Genomic DNA, 20,137 nt, shown 5'->3' with positions numbered 1-20,137 from the left:
GGGACTGAGTTTTCCGAAACAACTCGGTCAACTGTGGGAGCGAGCCTGCTCGCGATGAGCGCGAAGCGCTGGCCTTACCGCAGCTCTTTCTTCGGTTCGCGGATTTTGTACCAGGCCACATAAAGCGCCGGCAAAAACAGCAACGTCAGCAACGTGGCGATGATGATCCCGCCGATCATCGCGTACGCCATCGGTCCCCAGAACACTTCCCGGGCAATCGGGATCATCCCCAGGCTCGCTGCCGCAGCGGTCAACAGAATCGGTCGACGACGATGTTCCGTGGCCTGCGCCACGGCATCCCACGGTAAATAGCCTTCCTTCTCCAGCGCGTTGATCTGAGTCACCAGAATCACCGAGTTGCGGATGATGATGCCGATCAGCGCCAGAATCCCCAGAATCGCCACGAAGCCCATCGGCGTTCCCGTCGGAACCAACGCCAGCACCACGCCGATCAACCCGAGGGGCGCGACACTCGCCACCAGGAACAGCTTCTGCACGCTGTGCAACTGGATCATCAGGAAGGTCGCCATCAGGAACAACATCAACGGCACCACCTTGGCAATCGGCCCTTGAGCCTTGCCGCTTTCCTCTACCGTACCGCCGGTGGCAACCGAGTAACCCACCGGCAAACCGGCGGCGAATTTGTCGATGTCCGGCTTGAGCTGTTTCACCAGGTCGGTCGGCTGTATCTCGTCGCGCATCGCGGCCTTGACCGTGATAGTCGGCTTGCGGTCGCGGCGCCAGACCAGCGGCTGCTCCAGGTCATAGCGCACGGTGGCAAACGCCAGCAGCGGTATGGAGGTGCCGCCCGGTGTCACGATCTGCAAGTTCTGCAGGGTTTCCGGCGTGCCGCGTTCCGCGTCTTCAGCACGGCCCACGACGTTGATCAGATAGATATCGTCATCGACCTGGGTGATCGGCGCCCCGACGACGATGCTGTTCATCAGGTTGGCCACGTCTTCCGACGAAAGCCCCAACTGCCGCGCCTTGTCTTGGGCGATGTCGATACGCAGGACTTTGCCCGGCTCGTTCCAGTCGTAAATGATCTCGCCAATGTGCGAGTTTTTGTCCAGTACGGTGGCCAGGGCGATCGCCTGCTTGCGCACCTGATCGATGTCCTTGCCGCTGACCCGGTATTGAATCGGACGGCCGACCGGCGGGCCCATTTCCAGCGCCTGGACGTAGCTGCCAATGCCGACGAAATCTTTGCGCAACCTTTCACGCAGGCGCTGGCTGAGGGCAATACGCGATTCCAGGTCTTTGCTGACGATGACCAATTGCGCGTAGTACGGGTTCTGCAGTTGCTGGTCGAGCGGCAGGTAGAAACGAATCGCACCCTCGCCGATGTACGTGCTCCAGCGCACGATGTCCGGATCGTCCTTGAGTGTTGCTTCAAGTTTGTCCACAGCCTTGCGGGTTTCACCGATGGAGGCGTTTTGCGGCAGGTTCAAGTCGACGAGGATTTCCGGGCGGTCCGAGGACGGGAAGAATTGGTTTTGCACGAACTGCATGCAAAATACCGACGCCACGAACAGCGCAATGGTGATGCCGATGGCCCACCAGCGATTGCGCATCGCCCACAGCATGCCGTAATTGAACGCACGACCGATGCGCCCGGGCTCGGCGTCATGGGGTTTCACATTGGCGCTGAGGATGTGCACGCCGATCACCGGGGCGAACAGCACCGCGACGATCCACGACACCAGCATCGCCACGGCGATCACCGCGAACAGGGTGAAGGTGTACTCGCCGGCCGAACTGGCGTTGAGGCCAATCGGCACGAAACCGGCGACGGTCACCAGCGTGCCGGTGAGCATCGGGAACGCGGTCGAGGTGTAGGCGAAGGTCGCCGCCTGCTCCTTGGTCTCGCCCATTTCCAGGCGCGTGACCATCATCTCCACCGTGATCATCGCATCGTCCACCAGCAGGCCGAGGGCGATGATCAGCGCACCGAGGGAAATCCGCTGCATGGTGATGCCGCTGTATTCCATGAACACAAAGACCATCGCCAGCACCAGCGGGATCGAGCACGCCACTACAAGCCCGGCGCGTACGCCAAGGCTGACGAAACTCACGATCAGCACGATCACTACCGCTTCGAACAATGCACTGGTGAAACCGCCGACGGCTTTTTCCACCACTTCGGCCTGGTCGGACACGGTGTGAACACCGACGCCCACCGGCAAGTCCGCGGTCAGGTCGGTCATGCGCTGGTGCAGTGCCTTGCCGAACACCTGGATGTTGCCGCCCTTCTTCATCGCAATGGCGAGGCCGATGGCCGGGTGGCCGTTGAAGCGAAACTCCGGTGTCGCCGGGTCAACGTAACCACGGCTGATGTCAGCGATGTCGGCCAAACGGTAGAAGCGATCATTGAGTCGCAAGTTGACGTTGGCCAGATCCTTCTCGGATTCGAACTGCCCCGAGGTGCGCACCGAAATGCGCTCCGGTCCCGCTTCGATCACCCCGGCCGGCGTCACCGCGTTCTGGCCTTGCAGGCTCTGCACCACCTGGCGCTGATCAATGCCCAGCGCCGCCAGTTTGCGCGTGGAGAAATTCAGGTAGAGGACTTCGTCCTGCTCACCGATCATCTCGACCTTGCCCAACCCCGGCACTTCACGAATTTCAGCGCGCACTTGCTCGACGTAATCGCGCAACTGGCGCATCGACAAGCCGTCAGCGGTAAAGGCGTACACCGAACCAAACACGTCACCGAATTCGTCGTTGAACCCCGGCCCTTGCAGGCCCTGAGGGAAATCGCCGCGAATATCGTTGATCTTCTTGCGCACCTGGTACCAGATTTCCGGGATGTCCTTGGCACTGGTGGTGTCGCGCAGGTTGACGAACACGGTGGATTCGCCGGGACGGGTGTAGCTTTTCACGTAGTCGAGGGAGTCGAGCTCTTCGAGTTTTTTCTCGATGCGGTCAGTGACCTGCTTGAGGGTTTCTTCCTGGGTCGCGCCAGGCCAGCGGGTCTGGATCACCATGGTTTTGATGGTGAAGGACGGGTCTTCCTCGCGGCCGAGGTTCATGTACGAGAACACGCCCATCAACAGCGCGACGAACATCAAATACCAGACAAACGACTGATGCTTGAGGGCCCATTCGGATAAGTTGAAACTCCCTTTCATTGCGGGCTGTCCTCATCGATTTTGACTTTTTGCCCAGGTTTCAGGCTGTTCACACCGGCACTGACTACCCGCTCGCCGGACTTCACACCATCGGCCAGGATCATCGTCGAATCGGTTCGGCTGATCAGGCTGACGTCACGTGGGGCCACGGTCTGGGCCTGCGCATCGATGACCCAGATGCGGGTTTTGCCATCCACTTCCTGCAGCGCGCTCAAGGGCAGCTCGATCCGCGGTTTGATCGCCGAGCTGAGGGTCACGCTGATCGCGGTGCCCAGGCGAAAACCGGGGGGTGTTTCAGTCAGGGTCAGGCGGGCGCGACGGGTACGGGTCGCGCTTTGGGCCTGGGGTTCGATTTCGCGAATGGTCGCCGTCGTGGTGATGCTCGGGTCCAGTTGCGCCGCGACCTGGAAAACCACGTCCGCCGGCAACTGGTCGACCAGGGTATCGGGCAGGTCGATCACGGCTTCCTTGATGTCCGGTTGCGCCAGGGTCACCACTTGCTGGCCTGCGCTGACAACCTGCCCGGCTTCGGCATTCCAGGCGGTGACGATGGCCTTGTGGTCGGCGTGCAGTTCGACGTAGTTGAGTTGATCCTTGGCCTGGTCGACCGCAGCCTTGGCCTGATCGAGAGAAGCCTGGGTGGTCTTCAGGTCAGTCTGTGCGATGTCGAGTTGCGCCTGGGCGCCCACGCCGCGATCGAACAACTCCTGCTGCCGGCGGGCATTGGCCTGGGCGTTGATGAATTGGGCCTGGACACTGGCCAGATTACCTTGCGCGGAACGCAGCTGGTTCTGCTGATCGGTGGGGTCCAGCGTGGCGAGCAACGCTCCCTTCTCGACTTCGGCACCGACATCGACCTGACGGCTGGCAATGCGTCCTGGCACGCGGAAGCCGACGTTGCTTTCATAACGAGCCTGGATGCTCCCGGCGAAGCGTCCGAGATTTTCTTCGTCCAGCGCCTCGACCTTGATCGACAGCACCGGACGCACGGGCTCCGGCGGTGGTTCTTTTTTCGAGCAGGCAACCAGTAGCACCGCGGTGCAGACCAACAACAGGCGCTTCATGGCTGGGCTTCCACGGTTAAATCCTTATAAGTATTTTCGGCGATCTCAACTTTCACGCCGGGGTGCAGCAACTGGCCGCCCGCGATAATGACTTTCTCGCCACCGTCCAGGCCGGCGCTGATGATCACTTTGCCGGTCAGGTAGCGTCCGACCGTGACGGTGTGCAATTGCGCCTTGCCCTCGCCGTCGACCAGCCAGACAGCCGGTTCGCTGATATTTTTGGTCAGCGCCGACCAGGGCAGTTCAACCGCCGCCTTACCCGGCAATTTGGCCGTGGCGCTGACCACCGAGCCCAGTTGCATGCCTTCGGGCAGGCTGCCCAGGCTGACTTTGACCTGCACCGTGCCGGTCTGCGCCGAAACGGCCGGAGTGACTTCGCGCACGGTGCCGGTGGTTTTGATCGCCGGGTTGTCGAGCAGACTGACCTCCAGGGTTTTGCCTTCAGGCCGCTCCGTCAGCAGTGATTCGTAGACGTTGAACACCGCGTCACGCTCGCCATCACGGGCCAGGCTGAAAATCGGCACCGTCGCCTGCACCACCTGTCCAACCTCGGCCTGACGCGCTGTAATCACGCCCGGAGCGTCGGCTATCAACGCGGTGTAGCTGAGTTGTTCGCGCGCGTTGGCCAGCTGCGCCTGCGCGGCCGTGAGCGCGCTCTGACTGCTGCGCAATGCCGCTTGCGCGGAGTCGTATTCGCTTTGGCTGGTGTAGCCCTTGGGCAGGAGTTTTTGCTGGCGAACGAAGGCAGCGGAAGTCTGTGTGACCCGCGCTTGCTCGGCGACCACTTGAGCCTGGGCCGAGTTGAGGTTGGTCTGCAGGTCCTTGGGATCGAGTTTAGCCAGCACTTGTTTGGCCGAAACCCGGTCACCGACATCGACCATGCGCTGCACGATCTTGCCGCCTACGCGGAACGACAGTTCGGTCTGGACCCTGGCCTGAACATCACCGGTGAGTGTCACCGACGCAGCGTAATCCGCGGCTTTTACCTCTTGGACGAAGACCCGTGGGCGGTCCTTCTCAACGGGCTTTTTATCGCCACACGCGGTCAGCAGGACAAGAAGACTCAAGCCAACCGCTGTTTTCAATCCGGGACCAGCCATGCAAACTCCTTTGCGTTGTACGGACGTGCCAATGGCGATACGACTGTGAGCTTAGAACAGGGTTCCACAGGCGCATCTGGCGGCTTCAAATAAAGGGATCCTGTCACAAATCTTGTAACCGTGGCGAAGCCCTGTGGGATCACGGTGTTCCTGGCAATAGGGCAAACTGGCCAACTACACAGCAGGAAGCTTCCCATGCTTAAGACCCTCGCGGTGGCCAATTACCGCTCGATCAACAAATTGGTGATTCCGCTGGGCCGGTTGAACCTGATCACCGGCCCCAACGGAAGCGGCAAATCCAACCTCTACCGCGCGCTGCGCCTGCTGGCGGAAACCGCCCAGGGTGGAGTGGTCAATGCCTTGGCGCGCGAGGGTGGGCTGGACTCGACGTTCTGGGCCGGGCCGGAAAACATTACCCGGCGCATGCGTAATGGTGAGGTGCCGATCGAAGCGACCGTGCGCCACGGTGCCAAGCGCCTGCGCCTGGGCTTTGCCGGTGAAGACTTCGGTTACTCGATCAGCCTGGGGTTGCCCGAATCCAATGGCCATTTCATGTTGCCTGGAAACAGTTCGCCCATCGCGTCGCGTTTCAGCCTCGACCCGCAAATCAAGCGTGAATGTCTTTGGGCCGGGGCATTTTATCGTCAAGCGAGCCTGCTGGTGGATCGCGATGGCCCGATGATCCGCACCCGAGCCAACCGCAACTGGGAAGTGCAGGCGCAACATACGCCGAATTTCGACAGCCTGTTCGATCAGGTTGGCAGCCTGCGTACCTCGCCGGAGGTTCTGGAGATGCGCGAGTTCATCCGCCGCTGGCGCTTCTACGATCACTTTCGCAGCGACGCCGATGCACCGGTGCGTCAACCACAACTGGGCACCCGTACGCCGGTTTTGCATCACGACGGCAGGGATCTGGCGGCGGCGTTACAGACCATTATCGAGATTGGCGACCCCGAAGCACTGTGGAATGCAATCAGCGACGCGTTCCCCGGTGCACGATTGAACATCGCGCCGTTGCCGGGCGGGCGGTTTGCGATTGAGTTTTATCAGGAAGGATTATTGCGACCATTGTCCGCGGCCGAGTTGTCGGACGGAACACTGCGGTATTTGTTGCTGGTGGCTGCACTGCTGACGCCTCGGCCACCGACGCTGATGGTGCTGAACGAGCCGGAAACCAGCTTGCACCCGGACCTGTTGCCAGCGTTGGCGCGATTGATTATCCGCGCCTCCGAGCAATGTCAGGTGTGGGTCGTGTCGCATGCCCGACGGTTGATTTCGGCGCTGCAGGAAGATCCCGAATGCAATTGCATTGTGCTGGAGAAAACGTTGGGCCAGACCGGGATTGTCGGGCAGGGGATGCTGGATGAACCGGCGTGGTATTGGCCGGATTGATCATCGCCTGAAATACCGCCTTCGCGGGCAAGCCCGCTCCCACATTCAGACCGCGTCCGCCGAGACAACTCGGTCTACTGTGGGAGCGAGCTTGCTCGCGATGACGGCCGAGAGAGCACCGCAAAGGTCAGTGCATCACCCCTGCCACTTCCCACCCTCGACAATCACGCTTTCAGGCTTGGTGTCATCGCTCAGCTCTTTGCGCACGTATTGGTCATACAGCTTGAGCAGGTACTTCTCTTCACCCAGCTTCGCCAACTCGGCATTCACCCAGTCACGCAGTTCGATATTGCCCTTCTTCACCGCTGGTGCAATCGGCGCTTCGGCACCCAGCGTCTGGGTCAGCACGCGGTAGCCCGGGTTCTGCTTGGCCCAGCTGAACAGCACCAGATTGTCCTGCGCATAGGCATCACCACGACCATTGGCCAAGGCTTGCAGCGACTCGGAGTTTTTTTCGAACTTCAGCAGCTTCCAGTCCGGGTGATTCTTGGTCAGCCAGATATCCGCCGTGGTGCCTGTGGTCACGATGGTGGTGCGCGTCGCCAGGTCATCGAGGTTTTTCACCGAACTCGACTGAGGCACCAACGCCTGCACCGCCACCTTGAGGTTCGGGTTGGTGAACTCCACGGCTTCCTTGCGCTCCGGGGTAACCGTCATGTTGGCCAGGATCAGATCGACCTTGTCGCTTTGCAGGAATGGAATCCGGCTGGCAGGTTCCACCGCGACGAACTCGACTTTGTTCTCGTCGCCCAGCAGGTCCTTGGCGAATTGACGGCCGATGTCGGTATCGAACCCCACATAACGCCCGGCCTCATTGACGAACCCGAACGGCGGCTTGTCAGTGAAGACGCCGACGATCAGTTTGTCCCGCTCCTTGATTTTTTCAAGATAGCTGGTGCTGGTAGTCGCAGGTTTGGCAGGCGCTTCGGTTTTGTTGCAACCGGCCAGCAACGCTAGGCCGAACAGCGGGAGTAGCAGCAGTGAAGCCTTGGCAGTTTTCATAGCAGTTCCAGGTCCTTTGTTTGAGTCGTTTTGGGTAATGCGGCGACGTAGGAGAACTTCTCCAGGAACTGCTGCGCTCGTGCGGTTTGCGGGTTCGTAAAGAAAATCTCGGGAGGGTTTTGTTCGAGGATTCGCCCGGCATCCATGAACACAATCCGGTCAGCCACGGCACGGGCAAACGCCATTTCGTGGGTGACGATCAGCAGGGTCATGCCCTCGCGGGCCAGACCTTGAATGACTTCCAGCACTTCCTTGACCATTTCCGGGTCGAGGGCGGCGGTGACTTCGTCGAAGAGCATGACTTTGGGGTTCATGCACAGCGAACGGACGATGGCAATGCGTTGTTGCTGGCCACCGGAGAGCTGACGCGGGAAGGCGTCGCGCTTATCCAGAAGACCCACTCGCGCCAGCAGGGCTTCAGCCTGGTCGCGGGCTTCACGGCGGTCGCGCTTCTGCACTTTGACCGGGCCGAGCAGCAAGTTATCGAGCACGCTCATGTGCGGAAACAGGTGATAACTCTGGAACACCATGCCGATCTGTTGTCGCACGTCTCGCCAGTCGGTGCCCTTGTCCAGCAACTCGCGGCCGGCAAAATTCAAGCTGCCGCTGTGGGCGACTTCAAGACCGTTAAGGCAACGCAACAAGGTGCTTTTTCCGCAGCCGCTGGGGCCGAGTATTACGATGACTTCGCCCGGATTCACCTGGAGGTCGATGCCAACGAGCACCTGTTGCTCGCCGAAAAACTTGTTGAAACCCTTGAACTCGATCAGTGCGCTCATGCTTGCGTCCAGCGCCGCTCCAACACGCGCGAGGCGGCTGACAGCGGGTAGCAGATGAAAAAGAAAAACAGGAACAGTGCGCCGTAGATCAGCACTGATTCGTAGGTGCGTTCGATGATTTGCTGGCCGACCTTGATCACGTCCACCACACCAATCAGTACGGCCAGGGAACTGGTCTTGATGATCCGCGTGTAGACGTTGATGGTCGGCGGCGTCATGCGCTTCAGCGCCTGGGGCAGCAGCACGTAGCCGTAGAGTTGCGGTCCGCTCAGGCCAATCGACAACCCTGCCTCACGCTGCCCGCGTGGCAACGAATGCAATGCGCCGCGCACCACTTCGCCCACCTCGCTGACGCCCCACAACGACAGCACCAACACCGCGCACCAAAAGCTCGGAATGCTCAGGCCGAAGAAAATCGGCAGGCCAAAAAACAGCAGGTACAACCACACCAACACCGGGATCGCCCGGAACAATTCCAGGTAGACCCGCAGGATCGCGTTCAGCCATTTCGAATTCAGCGTGCGCAACACGCCGTAGAGCACACCGCCGACGGTACTGATGGCGATGCTCAGGAAAGAGATAGACAAGGTTTGCGCCGCGCCCTTGCCCAGTTGCGGCAACGACACCCACAGCAACTCAAGTCCCGAACTGGCCATGCTGGAGCCTCCTTTCCAGGCGGCTGAGCAGCAGCGACAGCGGCAAAAACAGCAGCACGCAAATCAGCGTCAGCACGGCGAGCATTTCGTAGGTTTTGTAATAGAGCGCGATGTAGCTTTTGGTGGTGTAGAGAATCTCTGGCACCGCCACGGCCGAGACCACGGTGGTTTCCTTGAGCAGGAAAATGAAATTGGCAAACAGCGATGGCAAGCTGAGTATTCCGGCTTGCGGCAGGATCACGTAGCGCAGCAATTGTCCGTGCGAGAGGCCGATGGAGCGACCGGATTCGAGCTGTGCCTGGGGCACAGCGTCCACGCCGGCACGCAGCACCTCGGTGAGGTAAGCGCCACCGAGGAAGGTCATGGTGATGATCGCCGCCGCAAAGCCCGATACCTTGATACCCAGCGCTGGCAAAGCGAAGTAAACGAAGAACAGTTGAATGAGCAGCGGTGTGTTGCGCGCCAGCTCTACATAGAGCCCGACTAGCCGTTGCAAGTAGGGCGTGCGGAACACCAGAATCGTTGCATTGATCAGGGCCACCAGCAGCGAAGTGCCGATGGCGATAAAGCCGACCTGGAGCGTCACGCCCACGGCGCTGAGAAACGCCGGCAGTGTGCTGAGGATAAAAGCGTAATCGAAGTTCATTGAACATCCTGGACGTCGCGGGGTAAGCGACGGTGGCGCAGTCCATGGGGCGTGGATAACGACCCGGCAGGCACCGACTTTAAAGGTATAAAAAGAAGAATTTAAATACCGTTAAAGCATATTGATATCACGCAAAAAACTATCCTGCGGATTTGCCGAGGCTGGGGAAGACGACTATTTTCCTTTGCGCTGTAGGAGGGATCTTTTTTTCAAAAAGCCTCTCCAAGGACGCACAGCTTTTGGCCAGACTCCCCCGGCCGAACTATCACAAGGAAGAGAAAATGGCAGACGTAAAAGTGCCGCAGCGGCTGGACCCGCAGGAAATCGTGAAGTTGTTGGTGGCGTTGCGCAGGGCGCTGGAGGCCAGGGCGGCCTAGGAGATGTGGATCGTTCCCACGCTCTGCGTGGGAATGCAGCCCGTGACGCTCCGCGTCACTGGACGCGGAGCGTCCCTTGAGGCATTCCCACGCGGAGCGTGGGAACGATCACGCCGACGCTATACCAGCCGTCGACGTTCGAAACCTTAAAGGGGTTTACCTCGCGAATCAGAACGCCGGCAGTACCGCGCCGCTGTACTTCTTCTCGATGAAGGCTTTCACTTCCGGGCTGGTCAAGGCTTTGGCCAGTTTCTGGATGGCAACGCTGTCCTTGTTGTCCGGACGAGCCACCAGGAAGTTCACGTAAGGCGAATCGGCACCTTCGATCACCAGCGCGTCTTTAGCCGGGTTCAGACCTGCTTCCAGCGCATAGTTGGTGTTGATCATGTCCAGGTCAACCTGGTCCAGAACGCGCGGCAGCATGGCCGATTCGAGTTCCTTGAACTTGAAGTTGTGCGGGTTCTTGGCGATGTCTTTCGGGGTAGCCAAGGCGTTTTTCGGGTCTTTCAACTCGATCAGGCCAGCCTTCTGCAACAGAATCAGGGCACGGCCGCTGTTGCTGCCTTCGTTCGGGATGGCAATGGTCGCGCCGTCCTTCAGTTCAGCCAGGGTTTTGACTTTCTTCGAGTAGCCACCGAACGGTTCGACGTGGACGCCAATCACGGTTACCAGGTTAGTGCCTTTGCCTTCGTTGAAGCTTTTCAGGTACGGCAGGGTCTGGAAGTAGTTGGCGTCCAGACGCTTCTGGTCGACCTGCACGTTCGGCTGAACGTAATCGGTGAACACTTTGATTTCCAGGTCCACGCCTTCTTTGGCGAGGGTTGGCTTGATCAGTTCCAGAATCTCGGCGTGTGGGACGGGGGTCGCCGCAACCACCAGTTTCTCGCCAGCCTGGGCCAGGCCCGCGGTCAGGGCAGCCGCCAGTGCGGTGAACAACAGAACCTTTTTCATGCAGTGTCCTTATCGAAAATCACGGTCGTCATCGACGACGGCTTGTTTAGTACGAGTGCCAGTGAAGTGCTATCGCTGGCGTGAAGCGGACAATACCGGGATTTTTTATTCCCGAACAATATCTTTTATTCACCTTCATATTCCATTTTGTTCATACAGGCCGCTACAGCGTTTGCGCCAGGCTATCCAGCAGGCTCTTCAGCGCTGAACGCTCGGCAGCCGTGCCGTTTTTAACGGTATGAGCTACTTGCTGCTCGATCTGCAGCAATGACACAGGCGCCTCTGGCAGATTCAAATGCTCCGGCAAAATCTCGTCGCCGGTGCTGACCAGCAGCGCAAAGTGAATGACGTTTTCCAGCTCCCGGGTATTGCCCGGCCAACTGTGTCGCTCCAGCACAAGCTGCGCTGCCTCGCTGATCAGCGGCACCGGCAGGTCAAGGCGCTGACTGTAGATGCCGAGGAAATACTCGGACAGCGACAGAATATCGCCGACCCGATCACGCAGCGCCGGCAGTTCGAGCTGACCTTCGCTGAGGTAGTGATAAAGCCGCTCATGAAATTTTCCGGCGGCCACTGCTTGCGCCAGGTCGATGCTGGTGGCGGCCACCAGACGTACGTCGACCGGGCTCGGTTGATGAGCGCCAACGCGCGTCACCTCGTGGTTTTCCAGCGCAGCAAGCAACTTGATCTGGATCGGCAACGGCAGGTCGCCGATTTCATCCAGGTACAGGGTTCCACCATTGGCCGAGCCGAACCAGCCTGCGCGACTGCTGGCCGAGCCGGTGTAACTGCCTGCGGCGTAACCGAACAGTTCAGCGTCGGCATAGGTCGGGCTGATCGCGCCGCAATTCACCGAGACAAACAGCCCGCCACGATCACTGGCGCGATGGATGTGCCGCGCGAGCAATTCTTTACCGCTGCCGGTTTCGCCACGAATCAATACCGAGATCGAGCGCGGTGCCAGTTGTTCCAGTTCCTGGCGCAACTGGCGAGAACGTGGATCGACAAACACCAGGGCCTTGGCGCGGATGCTCAGCGGGCTTTTTTCGGCGTCGGGAAAGGTCAGCAATGGCTGGCCAAAGGTTTCAAAACTCATGGCAGACTCCCGCCCAACACCGCCGGGAAACGGGGGGCGATTAACAATAAAAAGTTTAAGCACGTCGCAGGGCGTGGTGTTCCATTCGGTTTTGCAGGCGATAGAGATAGGCAAACCCCTGCTCCCAGCGCTGATGGCCGGACTTCACATTGATGTGACCGGCACCGGACAAAATCCCCGCCTCGGCGCCCCAGTTGCGGGCAAGCTCAAGGGCTCTGGCCGCACTCACGGCGCTGTCGTTGTCGGAGCTGACGACCTGGCTCGGGAAGGGCAGCAAGTGGCTCGGAATCGGCGCGAAGTTACGCAATGCCGGTGAGCAGGCCGGACGCTCGACATCCGCGGGTGCGACCAGCAAGGCACCGCGCACCTGACGCAAAAAATGCAGTGGCGCAGTGGCGGCCCAATGGGCGACGGTAATGCAGCCCAGGCTATGGGCGATCAAGATAACGGGGGTGCTGTCAGCGGCAATCGCCTCGGCCAGCGCGGCGACCCAGTCTTCACGACGCGGCGTCAGCCAATCGGCTTGCTCCACCCGCGCGCTGTTCGGCAGGCTGTTCTGCCAATGGCTTTGCCAATGATCTTCCGGCGATCCTTGCCAGCCCGGCACAATCAGGTAGCGAATTGATTCGTTGCGCATGGGGGAACTCTCCTGCTGCGTGTCTGTTCCTGGTCGAGTATAGGGAGGAGAGTTATATTCGTTAAGGAATAAGAAGCTATTTATTAAGACCTGTATCGAATATACAGACCCAGTCTCCCACAAGGGTTTGTGTTTGCCTGAAACAAAAAAGGGGCCGCACCCTGCCAAGGAGACGGCCCCGGAAACTCAAAATGTGTGAGCGCTGTTCGACAGCCCTGAGGCCCATGATTGGCGAAAGCAGTTATCTAATAAAGGAATATTTAATTACTTTATTAGGCCTGAATCGCATATACCAATCACCTTCAACAACCGCCGAACCATCGCTGCTTGCGTCACAACTTAGCGTCGCTTTGGGTCAATTTGATGACGGGCGTTTTCGCCTTTGAGTTTCCGCAGTTATTGCTCAGACCTGAGCTGCACGCACACGCCGGGTCTCTGTTGCATCCTTGCGCACAAATCGGTTCGCCCGTGTAAACGTACCGAAATCATTGAACCGCACCCCCATCTCGCGCATCACCTTGTGGGCCACTGGCACGGTCATCTGGCGGATGTAAAACGGCTCCTTCACCACAAAATGGTGAATCCCGTGACTGCTGCCGAAGTTGAAGCAGAACGCCTGCAAAGGCCACATCCACCAGGGGTTCAACACCTGGGTTTGCTGGATCACATTGCCCGGCTCCACATCACCGTAGTAATGCATGTTCGAGCTGACAAAATGCAGGCAGAACGTGCGCAATACGTTCGGTCCGATGATCACCACCGCCGCGATATCGATCACCTGCATCACCGACAACGTAGTCGCCGACCATTCAATTGGCGCCCCCAACAGATGGGCGATGCCATTGGCCGCATGGAAACCGAGAAACACGTACCACGCGCCCCAATGCACCAGCGCCAACGGCGCATAAACCTTCAACGTGCGCTTGATGATGCTGAATTTATGCGTCCAGGTTTTGGCCCGAAGCATGCGGATAAACGCCGACATCACGTTGTCGCCCACCATCAGCAACCGCGCAAAACCCCAAGGCTCGCCGTTGGTGATCGCACGTTCTTCCATGTCTGTTTCGGTGCCGGAAACCTTGTGGTGATTGAGGTGCAGATGGCGGCGAATCCACGGATTGATCGTGCTCGGCCGTGCCAGCCACACCAGGCCCATCATCAGGTTGTGCGGCACGCGTTGCTTGCGAAAGTACATGCTATGAATCAGGTCGTGTTCCAGCTCGTGGGTCAGCGAGGCGAAAAACGCGTTGAGCAACAGGCACGCCCACCAAGCCATGTGCCCGGTGATATAGAGCGCCGCCGAGCCAATCATTGCGGCCAGCGCGAAGGCCAGAATGCCGGCGCCCAAGGCGTCCTGATGGTTGAGAATCGGGTAGCGCTTGCGCAGCTCGACCCCTCTGGCCAGCACCACTTCGCGAATATGTGCTGATCGTTGAGCTGCATTCAGTCGCTGGGGACTTGCAGAAGTACGGTCCATGCTTCCATCCTCTGGTTATTGATGTTCGCATCCTGCCTTGTGAACCCTCGCAAGATGGTAGCCGTGAACGCCAACCTGTTGACCGGAAGCGCCAATCAGCATGACTGAACCGACCTCCCTCGCCAGCTGGACCCGCGCCCTGCGCAAGCAACTCGATGCGCTGGGCCTCGACAGCACCGCCCTGTGCCACCAGGCGGGGCTCGACCCGCAATTGATGGACGACCCGAACGCCCGTTACCCGTTGTCCGGCACCACGCGCCTGTGGGAAATCGCGGTGCAGGTCAGCGGCGACCCGGCGATCGGCCTTCGGGTATCGCGCTTTGTCAGCCCGACAACGTTTCATGCACTCGGCTATGCGCTGGTGGCCAGCGGCAGTCTGCGGGAAGTGTTTGAGCGCATCGTGCGTTATCACCAAGTGGTCAGTGATGCATTGGAGCTGGAACTGACCCGCGCCGAGGATCGCTACCGCTTCCGCCTGAAAATCCCGGTCGGCAACCCTGCCCCCGCGTTCGAAGCCATCGACGCCTTCACGGCCATCTACGTGCGCACCTGTCGCAATCGCCTGGGTCGCGAATACGCACCAATGGCGGTTTACCTGCGCCGCCCCGAACCTGCCGATCCGCATCAATGGCACAAAGTGTTCCGCTCACCGGTGTATTTCGCCGCCGACGAGGACCGACTGGAGTTCTCCCTCGTGGACTTCGACAGTCATCTGGACGACGCCAACCCGGAACTGGCCGAACACAATGAAGCGGTGCTCAAGCGCACCCTGGCGCAACTCAAACCACTGACCTGGGAACGCAAAGTCCGCGACGCCATAGAAGAGCAATTGCCCGAAGGCGAACCCTCGGCCGAACGCATCGCCCAGGCCTTGCACCTGAGTTTGCGCAGCCTGCAACGGCACCTGGCCGACGAAGGTTGTCGCTTCGACACGCTGCTCAACGAGAGTCGCGAAAACCTGGCGCTGCTGCACCTGCGCGACCCGCAATGCTCGTTGAGTGAGATCAGTTATTTACTGGGATTCGCCGATACCAGCAGCTTCAATCGCGCCTTCAAGCGCTGGACCGGGATGACGCCGGGGCAGTTTCGGGATGGGTTGCGGTGATCAGGTCCGCATGTCGGCTGGATTGACCGGCCTCATCGCGAGCAGGCTCACTCCCACAGGGGTTCTGCGTTGTTGACGGGTTTTGTGTCCACCGAGGAGCAAGTGTGGGAGCGAGCCTGCTCGCGATGAGGCCAGACTGTACACCACACAGAAATGCCTCAGCGGCCCCGATCCCGCCGCAACAACTTGCGCACCCGCGCCACCAGCTCACTCACGGCAAACGGCTTGAGCAGGTAATCATCCTCATGCAATTCCAACCCGCGCAGGCGATCTTCGATGCCGTCTTTGGTGGTCAAGAAAAGTACCGGCGTGTCGCCGAGCTTGCGGATCTGTTGTTGCAGCTGCCAGCCATTAAGACCCGGCAGCATCACGTCGAGGATGATCAGTGCGTATTCGCCGGACTCGATGTAGCGGCGGCCGTCCATGCCGTTGAGCGCCACGTCTACCGCATAACTCGCTTCGTTCAGGCCGTTGGCCAGACGTTTGGCGTCTTCGGGTTCGTCTTCCACTAACAGGACACGCATGGCACACCTCGATTATTCAGGAGTACAGGCTAGGCGCGTTCGGGCCGATTGCCCATCACAAACTTCAATACATGCCGCTAGGTGGTGACCAGGGCCCGCAAACGCTCAGCGTCCAGAATCTCGATCTCGCCATAGCCCAAACCGATAATCCCCTGCCCCTGCAAGTCCTTGAGGATCTGGTTGGTGGTCTGGCGCGACAGCGAGAGCATCGACGCCAACTGCTCCTGCGGCAGTTGCAGCACGCGGCGTGGCGGATCGATTTCGCCGTATCCTCCGGCGATCATCAGCAAGCGATGCGCCAGTCGGGTCGGGGCGGGCATCAGGCTCAGTTGTTCGAGGTTGATGAAGGTCAGGCGCAGTTTGTGGCTCATCAGCAATGCCAATTGCCGCCAGTACACCGGTTGTTCGTCGAGCAACTTGAGCAAGGTCGCCTGCGGGATGTGCAACAGGGTGCACTGGCCAACGGCGAAGGCATCGTGGGTGCGTGGCTGGTTGTCGAACAGACAGATTTCGCCGAACCAGTGCGGCGGTTCCACCAGGCTCAGCAGCGCTTCCTTGCCCTGCTCGCTGACGGCACCGATGCGTATGGCGCCTTCGAGCACCGCATACAACCCGCACGGCGGATCGCCGCGCTTGAACAACAGTTGCCCCATCGACAGGCGCCGAACCCTGGCCGCTGCCAGCAAACTATCCTGTAAGGAAACAGGGAGATGACTGAACCACTGCCCCATCATCAGGCACGAACGCCAAGCCTGCATATCCATGGAATCTCCTAAAGATTGTCGCCTGCCTGACAGAGCGAAAACAGAACACGGGGCATGATCAATCACCCTACAGGAGGAATAACAATGAAAAGCCTCGTTGACCATCTCAGTCAATACGCCGCATACCATCGCGACCCGCGCAACATTGCCAGCCACTTTATCGGTATCCCGCTGATCGTGGTGGCAGTGGCGGTGTTGCTGTCCCGTCCACAATGGGCAGGGGGCTGGCTTTCGCCGGCGGTGCTGGTGGCATTGGCGTCAGCCTGGTTTTACCTGCGCCTGGAGCTGCGCCTCGGGGTATTGATGAGCGTGTTGCTCGGCCTGTGCATTTGGGCGGGACAGGTTCTTGCACAGCAAAGCACGCTGGTGTGGCTGGCGAGCGGCATCGGGATGTTTGTGGTGGGCTGGGCGATCCAGTTTGTTGGTCACCACTATGAAGGGCGCAAACCGGCGTTCGTCGATGACGTGACCGGGTTGATTGTCGGGCCGTTGTTCGTGGTGGTCGAGCTGGCGTTTTTGCTGGGATTGCGTCGGGATCTGAAAGAGCAGATCGAGGCGCGAGTGGGTGGGGTGCGGGTCAATCCGAATCGCGCTGCGGCGTAGGACGTCATCGCGAGCAGGCTCGCTCCCACAATGATGCTTGATCGCTCCCACGCAGAGCGTGGGAACGATCAGCCAGGAAGGTTAAATATTGGCGAGTTTTTGCCAGACCTTGGGCTTGAAGAACAGCGTCTCGCCCTTTGCCAGACCGATCAGGCTGTCGTGGTCCTTCACCACTTCAGCTTCGATCAGTTCGCTCTGGCCTTCGACTTTCAATGTCACCCGCGTCGTTGCACCCAACGGACGAATATCACGCACTTCGGCCGCATGGTGATCCTCCAGTTCATGGCGCGACAGCGACACTTCGTGCGGGCGGAACAGCACGTGGTTGTCTTCACCCAGATGCAGCCGGTTCGAGTCACCCAGGAAGTGGTAAACGAAATCGCTGGCCGGGTTCTCGTAAACGTCGCCCGGTGAGCCGATCTGTTCGATCACGCCTTTGTTCATCACCACGATCCGGTCGGCCACTTCCATGGCTTCTTCCTGGTCGTGGGTCACGAATACCGATGTCAGGTTGATGTCTTCGTGCAACCGCGCCAACCAGCGGCGCAGCTCCTTGCGCACCTTGGCGTCGAGGGCGCCGAAGGGTTCGTCGAGCAGCAGGACTTTCGGTTCCACCGCCAAGGCACGCGCCAGAGCAATACGCTGGCGCTGACCGCCGGAGAGTTGTTCCGGGTAGCGATCCGACAGCCAATCGAGCTGCACCATGTTGAGCAGCTCATGAACCTTTACCGCAATCTGGCTCTCGCTCGGGCGCTGGTTCTTCGGTTTCATGCGCAGGCCGAATGCGACGTTGTCGAACACCGTCATGTGGCGGAACAACGCGTAGTGCTGGAACACGAAGCCGACGTTGCGATCACGCACGTCATGGCCGGAAACGTCTTCGCCGTGGAAAACGATGCTGCCCTGATCCGGCGTTTCCAGGCCGGCGATGATCCGCAGCAGCGTGGTCTTGCCGCAACCGGACGGGCCGAGCAGCGCCACGAGCTCGCCGCTTTGAATGTCCAGGCTGATGTTGTCCAGCGCCTTGAACGCGTTGAAATTCTTGCTGACGTTACGCACTTCGATCGACATGAATTATTCCTCCGCGGCGCTGGCGCGCAGGCGGTTAATACGGTTTTCGCTCCACTGCTTGAGCAGCAGGATGAAGAGCGCCAGGATCAGCAACAGGCTCGCCACAGCGAACGCGGCCACGTGGTTGTATTCGTTGTAGAGGATCTCGACGTGCAGCGGCAAGGTGTTGGTCACCCCGCGAATGTGCCCGGAAACCACCGACACCGCACCGAACTCACCCATCGCCCGCGCGGTACACAGCACCACGCCGTAAATCAGGCCCCATTTGATATTGGGCACAGTGACGTGCCAGAACATCTGCCAACCATTGGCACCCAGCAGGCGCGCGGCCTCTTCTTCCTGCGTGCCTTGTTCCTGCATCAACGGGATCAGCTCGCGGGCCACGAATGGCACAGTGACAAAAATCGTCGCCAGCACGATGCCCGGCAAGGCGAAGACGATCTGGATGTCGTGATCCTGCAACCACGGACCGAACAGGCCCTGGGCGCCGAACATCAGCACGTAGACCAGACCGGCAATCACCGGCGAGACCGAGAACGGCAGGTCGATCAGCGTCACCAGCATGCTTTTGCCACGGAACGAGTACTTGCTCACGCACCACGCCGCGCTGACGCCAAACACCAGGTTCAGCGGCACCGAAATCAGCACGGCGATCACCGTGAGTTTCAGGGCTGACAAAGCATCCGGCTCAAAGATCGCGGTGAAAAACGCGCCCAAGCCAAGCTTCAGGCCCTGGGACACCACGATGAACAGCGGCAATAACAAAAACAGCGCAAAAATCAGCCAGCCGAGGCCGATCAGGATTCGCCGCGAAGTGGCACTGCCACGGCGGGCGGCATTGGCCGAGGAAGCGGCCGCAATAGACGATTGGGACATTGTTCGCGCCTCCTTATGGGGTTTCGATGCGGCGTTGCAGCAAGTTGATCAGCAGCAACAGGACGAAGGAAACCACTAGCATCAGTACACCAATGGAGGTGGCGCCGGTGTAATCGTACTGGTCGAGCTTGACCATGATCAGCAGCGGCAGGATCTCGGTTTTCATCGGCATGTTACCGGCGATGAAAATCACCGAACCGTACTCGCCGACCCCACGGGCAAAGGCCAACGCGAACCCGGTGAGCCAGGCTGGAAGCAGTGCCGGCACCAGGATATGGCGGAAAACCTGCAACGGTTTTGCACCCAGGCACGCGGCCGCTTCTTCCACTTCCCGGGGGATATCGGCCAATACTGGCTGTACGGTACGTACTACGAATGGAAGCGTCACAAAAGTGAGGGCAAGGGTGATGCCGAGGGGGGTATACGCAATCTTGAAACCCAGGTCCGCTGCAAACTGACCAACCAAACCGGTGGGGGTGTACAGCGCGGTCAGCGCGATACCCGCCACGGCAGTGGGCAATGCGAAGGGCAAGTCGATCATCGCGTCGATGATCTTGCGACCGGGGAACGTGTAACGCACCAGCACCCACGCCAGCAGCGTGCCGATGATGCCGTTGATGATCGCGGCATAGAGCGCGGTGCCGAAGCTCAGCTTCAACGCCGCCAGCACCCGTGGCGCCGAGATAATCGCCCAGAACTGCTCCCAGGTGAGTTGAGCGGCATGCACGAACATCGCCGCCAGTGGAATGAGCACAATCAGGCTGAGGTACACCAAGGTGTAGCCCAGCGTCAGCCCGAAGCCGGGTATGACGGGGGAGATACGACGCGACATAAAAGTCCTTGGTTGAGAATGCGCAAAGCCCCGACGCATGAATCGGGGCTCGTTGAT

The 20,137-nt window shown here is 59.6% G+C and carries 19 protein-coding genes; 3 read left to right on the top strand and 16 right to left on the bottom strand.

Annotation, left to right across the window (positions count from 1 at the left end; translation table 11 throughout):
• Positions 1–74: 74 nt before the first annotated feature.
• The 3 genes from K5K95_RS09935 to K5K95_RS09925 are packed head-to-tail and all read right to left on the bottom strand — an operon-like array spanning position 75 to position 5,292.
• A complete protein-coding gene (locus K5K95_RS09935; RefSeq protein WP_222589303.1) occupies positions 75–3,128 on the bottom strand; it encodes an efflux RND transporter permease subunit in 3,054 nt (1,017 codons plus the stop codon).
• Positions 3,125–4,192 carry an efflux RND transporter periplasmic adaptor subunit gene (locus tag K5K95_RS09930; RefSeq protein ID WP_222589302.1) on the bottom strand — a complete coding sequence of 356 codons (1,068 nt, stop codon included), beginning with the start codon at positions 4,190–4,192 and terminating at the stop codon, positions 3,125–3,127. The genes K5K95_RS09935 and K5K95_RS09930 overlap by 4 nt, the downstream gene beginning before the upstream one ends.
• The gene (locus K5K95_RS09925) at positions 4,189–5,292 is read right to left on the bottom strand and encodes an efflux RND transporter periplasmic adaptor subunit (protein WP_222589301.1); all 1,104 of its coding nucleotides are present in this window, start codon (positions 5,290–5,292) and stop codon (positions 4,189–4,191) included. The genes K5K95_RS09930 and K5K95_RS09925 overlap by 4 nt, the downstream gene beginning before the upstream one ends.
• A gap of 195 nt (positions 5,293–5,487) precedes the next feature.
• On the opposite strand from K5K95_RS09925, the gene K5K95_RS09920 reads away from it, so the two are divergent.
• Complete coding sequence (locus tag K5K95_RS09920; RefSeq protein ID WP_222589300.1) at positions 5,488–6,684, top strand: AAA family ATPase; 1,197 nt, start codon at positions 5,488–5,490, stop codon at positions 6,682–6,684.
• Between the two features lie 135 nt (positions 6,685–6,819).
• Here K5K95_RS09920 and K5K95_RS09915 read toward each other — a convergent pair whose 3' ends face one another.
• The 8 genes from K5K95_RS09915 to K5K95_RS09880 form a co-directional block, all read right to left on the bottom strand.
• A complete protein-coding gene (locus K5K95_RS09915; protein WP_222589299.1) occupies positions 6,820–7,686 on the bottom strand; it encodes a transporter substrate-binding domain-containing protein in 867 nt (288 codons plus the stop codon).
• Positions 7,683–8,465 (bottom strand): amino acid ABC transporter ATP-binding protein, encoded by a 783-nt coding sequence (locus tag K5K95_RS09910; RefSeq protein ID WP_222589298.1) that lies wholly within the window; start codon positions 8,463–8,465, stop codon positions 7,683–7,685. Before K5K95_RS09910 ends, K5K95_RS09915 begins: the two co-directional genes overlap by 4 nt.
• Positions 8,462–9,121 (bottom strand): amino acid ABC transporter permease, encoded by a 660-nt coding sequence (locus K5K95_RS09905; protein WP_222589297.1) that lies wholly within the window; start codon positions 9,119–9,121, stop codon positions 8,462–8,464. The genes K5K95_RS09910 and K5K95_RS09905 overlap by 4 nt, the downstream gene beginning before the upstream one ends.
• Entirely contained in the window at positions 9,102–9,767 is a 666-nt protein-coding gene (locus K5K95_RS09900) for an amino acid ABC transporter permease (RefSeq protein WP_222589296.1), read from the bottom strand. The genes K5K95_RS09905 and K5K95_RS09900 overlap by 20 nt, the downstream gene beginning before the upstream one ends.
• Before the next feature lie 545 nt (positions 9,768–10,312).
• On the bottom strand, positions 10,313–11,095 hold the full coding sequence (locus tag K5K95_RS09895; RefSeq protein ID WP_010464830.1) for a MetQ/NlpA family ABC transporter substrate-binding protein: 783 nt from the start codon (positions 11,093–11,095) through the stop codon (positions 10,313–10,315).
• 163 nt (positions 11,096–11,258) lie between these two features.
• The gene (locus K5K95_RS09890) at positions 11,259–12,191 is read right to left on the bottom strand and encodes a sigma 54-interacting transcriptional regulator (protein WP_208670578.1); all 933 of its coding nucleotides are present in this window, start codon (positions 12,189–12,191) and stop codon (positions 11,259–11,261) included.
• A 55-nt stretch (positions 12,192–12,246) separates the two neighbouring features.
• The gene (locus K5K95_RS09885; RefSeq protein ID WP_222589295.1) at positions 12,247–12,828 is read right to left on the bottom strand and encodes an alpha/beta hydrolase; all 582 of its coding nucleotides are present in this window, start codon (positions 12,826–12,828) and stop codon (positions 12,247–12,249) included.
• Positions 12,829–13,231: 403 nt separating this feature from the next.
• Complete coding sequence (locus K5K95_RS09880) at positions 13,232–14,305, bottom strand: fatty acid desaturase (protein WP_222589294.1); 1,074 nt, start codon at positions 14,303–14,305, stop codon at positions 13,232–13,234.
• Positions 14,306–14,405: 100 nt separating this feature from the next.
• Between K5K95_RS09880 and K5K95_RS09875 the strand changes: the two genes are divergently transcribed.
• Complete coding sequence (locus K5K95_RS09875; protein ID WP_222589293.1) at positions 14,406–15,410, top strand: AraC family transcriptional regulator; 1,005 nt, start codon at positions 14,406–14,408, stop codon at positions 15,408–15,410.
• A 158-nt stretch (positions 15,411–15,568) separates the two neighbouring features.
• Here K5K95_RS09875 and K5K95_RS09870 read toward each other — a convergent pair whose 3' ends face one another.
• Both K5K95_RS09870 and K5K95_RS09865 read right to left on the bottom strand, forming a co-directional pair.
• Positions 15,569–15,934, bottom strand: coding sequence for a response regulator (locus tag K5K95_RS09870; protein ID WP_222589292.1), 366 nt, complete (start codon positions 15,932–15,934; stop codon positions 15,569–15,571).
• A 77-nt stretch (positions 15,935–16,011) separates the two neighbouring features.
• A complete protein-coding gene (locus K5K95_RS09865) occupies positions 16,012–16,698 on the bottom strand; it encodes a Crp/Fnr family transcriptional regulator (protein WP_222589291.1) in 687 nt (228 codons plus the stop codon).
• Positions 16,699–16,782: 84 nt separating this feature from the next.
• On the opposite strand from K5K95_RS09865, the gene K5K95_RS09860 reads away from it, so the two are divergent.
• The gene (locus K5K95_RS09860; protein WP_222589290.1) at positions 16,783–17,301 is read left to right on the top strand and encodes a DUF962 domain-containing protein; all 519 of its coding nucleotides are present in this window, start codon (positions 16,783–16,785) and stop codon (positions 17,299–17,301) included.
• Between the two features lie 81 nt (positions 17,302–17,382).
• Here the strand turns inward: K5K95_RS09860 and K5K95_RS09855 are convergent, their stop codons facing one another.
• From K5K95_RS09855 to cysT, 3 genes are read right to left on the bottom strand one after another with little or no spacing between them, the layout of a single operon-like run.
• A complete protein-coding gene (locus K5K95_RS09855; protein ID WP_090177086.1) occupies positions 17,383–18,372 on the bottom strand; it encodes a sulfate/molybdate ABC transporter ATP-binding protein in 990 nt (329 codons plus the stop codon).
• A gap of 3 nt (positions 18,373–18,375) precedes the next feature.
• Entirely contained in the window at positions 18,376–19,248 is an 873-nt protein-coding gene (cysW, locus tag K5K95_RS09850; RefSeq protein WP_046031356.1) for a sulfate ABC transporter permease subunit CysW, read from the bottom strand.
• 13 nt (positions 19,249–19,261) lie between these two features.
• Entirely contained in the window at positions 19,262–20,080 is an 819-nt protein-coding gene (gene cysT, locus K5K95_RS09845) for a sulfate ABC transporter permease subunit CysT (protein ID WP_208670587.1), read from the bottom strand.
• Positions 20,081–20,137: the final 57 nt, after the last annotated feature.

It is taken from the genome of Pseudomonas sp. DR48 (assembly GCF_019823085.1).
Lineage (GTDB): Bacteria > Pseudomonadota > Gammaproteobacteria > Pseudomonadales > Pseudomonadaceae > Aquipseudomonas.
This window is presented reverse-complemented; position numbering and strand designations above follow the sequence as displayed.

Coding starts and splice junctions, on each gene's coding strand:
- K5K95_RS09935 (WP_222589303.1), bottom strand. CDS start 3,128: ATGAAAGGGAGTTTCAACTTATCCGAATGGGCCCTCAAGCATCAGTCG.
- K5K95_RS09930 (WP_222589302.1), bottom strand. CDS start 4,192: ATGAAGCGCCTGTTGTTGGTCTGCACCGCGGTGCTACTGGTTGCCTGC.
- K5K95_RS09925 (WP_222589301.1), bottom strand. CDS start 5,292: ATGGCTGGTCCCGGATTGAAAACAGCGGTTGGCTTGAGTCTTCTTGTC.
- K5K95_RS09920 (WP_222589300.1), top strand. CDS start 5,488: ATGCTTAAGACCCTCGCGGTGGCCAATTACCGCTCGATCAACAAATTG.
- K5K95_RS09915 (WP_222589299.1), bottom strand. CDS start 7,686: ATGAAAACTGCCAAGGCTTCACTGCTGCTACTCCCGCTGTTCGGCCTA.
- K5K95_RS09910 (WP_222589298.1), bottom strand. CDS start 8,465: ATGAGCGCACTGATCGAGTTCAAGGGTTTCAACAAGTTTTTCGGCGAG.
- K5K95_RS09905 (WP_222589297.1), bottom strand. CDS start 9,121: ATGGCCAGTTCGGGACTTGAGTTGCTGTGGGTGTCGTTGCCGCAACTG.
- K5K95_RS09900 (WP_222589296.1), bottom strand. CDS start 9,767: ATGAACTTCGATTACGCTTTTATCCTCAGCACACTGCCGGCGTTTCTC.
- K5K95_RS09895 (WP_010464830.1), bottom strand. CDS start 11,095: ATGAAAAAGGTTCTGTTGTTCACCGCACTGGCGGCTGCCCTGACCGCG.
- K5K95_RS09890 (WP_208670578.1), bottom strand. CDS start 12,191: ATGAGTTTTGAAACCTTTGGCCAGCCATTGCTGACCTTTCCCGACGCC.
- K5K95_RS09885 (WP_222589295.1), bottom strand. CDS start 12,828: ATGCGCAACGAATCAATTCGCTACCTGATTGTGCCGGGCTGGCAAGGA.
- K5K95_RS09880 (WP_222589294.1), bottom strand. CDS start 14,305: ATGGACCGTACTTCTGCAAGTCCCCAGCGACTGAATGCAGCTCAACGA.
- K5K95_RS09875 (WP_222589293.1), top strand. CDS start 14,406: ATGACTGAACCGACCTCCCTCGCCAGCTGGACCCGCGCCCTGCGCAAG.
- K5K95_RS09870 (WP_222589292.1), bottom strand. CDS start 15,934: ATGCGTGTCCTGTTAGTGGAAGACGAACCCGAAGACGCCAAACGTCTG.
- K5K95_RS09865 (WP_222589291.1), bottom strand. CDS start 16,698: ATGGATATGCAGGCTTGGCGTTCGTGCCTGATGATGGGGCAGTGGTTC.
- K5K95_RS09860 (WP_222589290.1), top strand. CDS start 16,783: ATGAAAAGCCTCGTTGACCATCTCAGTCAATACGCCGCATACCATCGC.
- K5K95_RS09855 (WP_090177086.1), bottom strand. CDS start 18,372: ATGTCGATCGAAGTGCGTAACGTCAGCAAGAATTTCAACGCGTTCAAG.
- cysW (WP_046031356.1), bottom strand. CDS start 19,248: ATGTCCCAATCGTCTATTGCGGCCGCTTCCTCGGCCAATGCCGCCCGC.
- cysT (WP_208670587.1), bottom strand. CDS start 20,080: ATGTCGCGTCGTATCTCCCCCGTCATACCCGGCTTCGGGCTGACGCTG.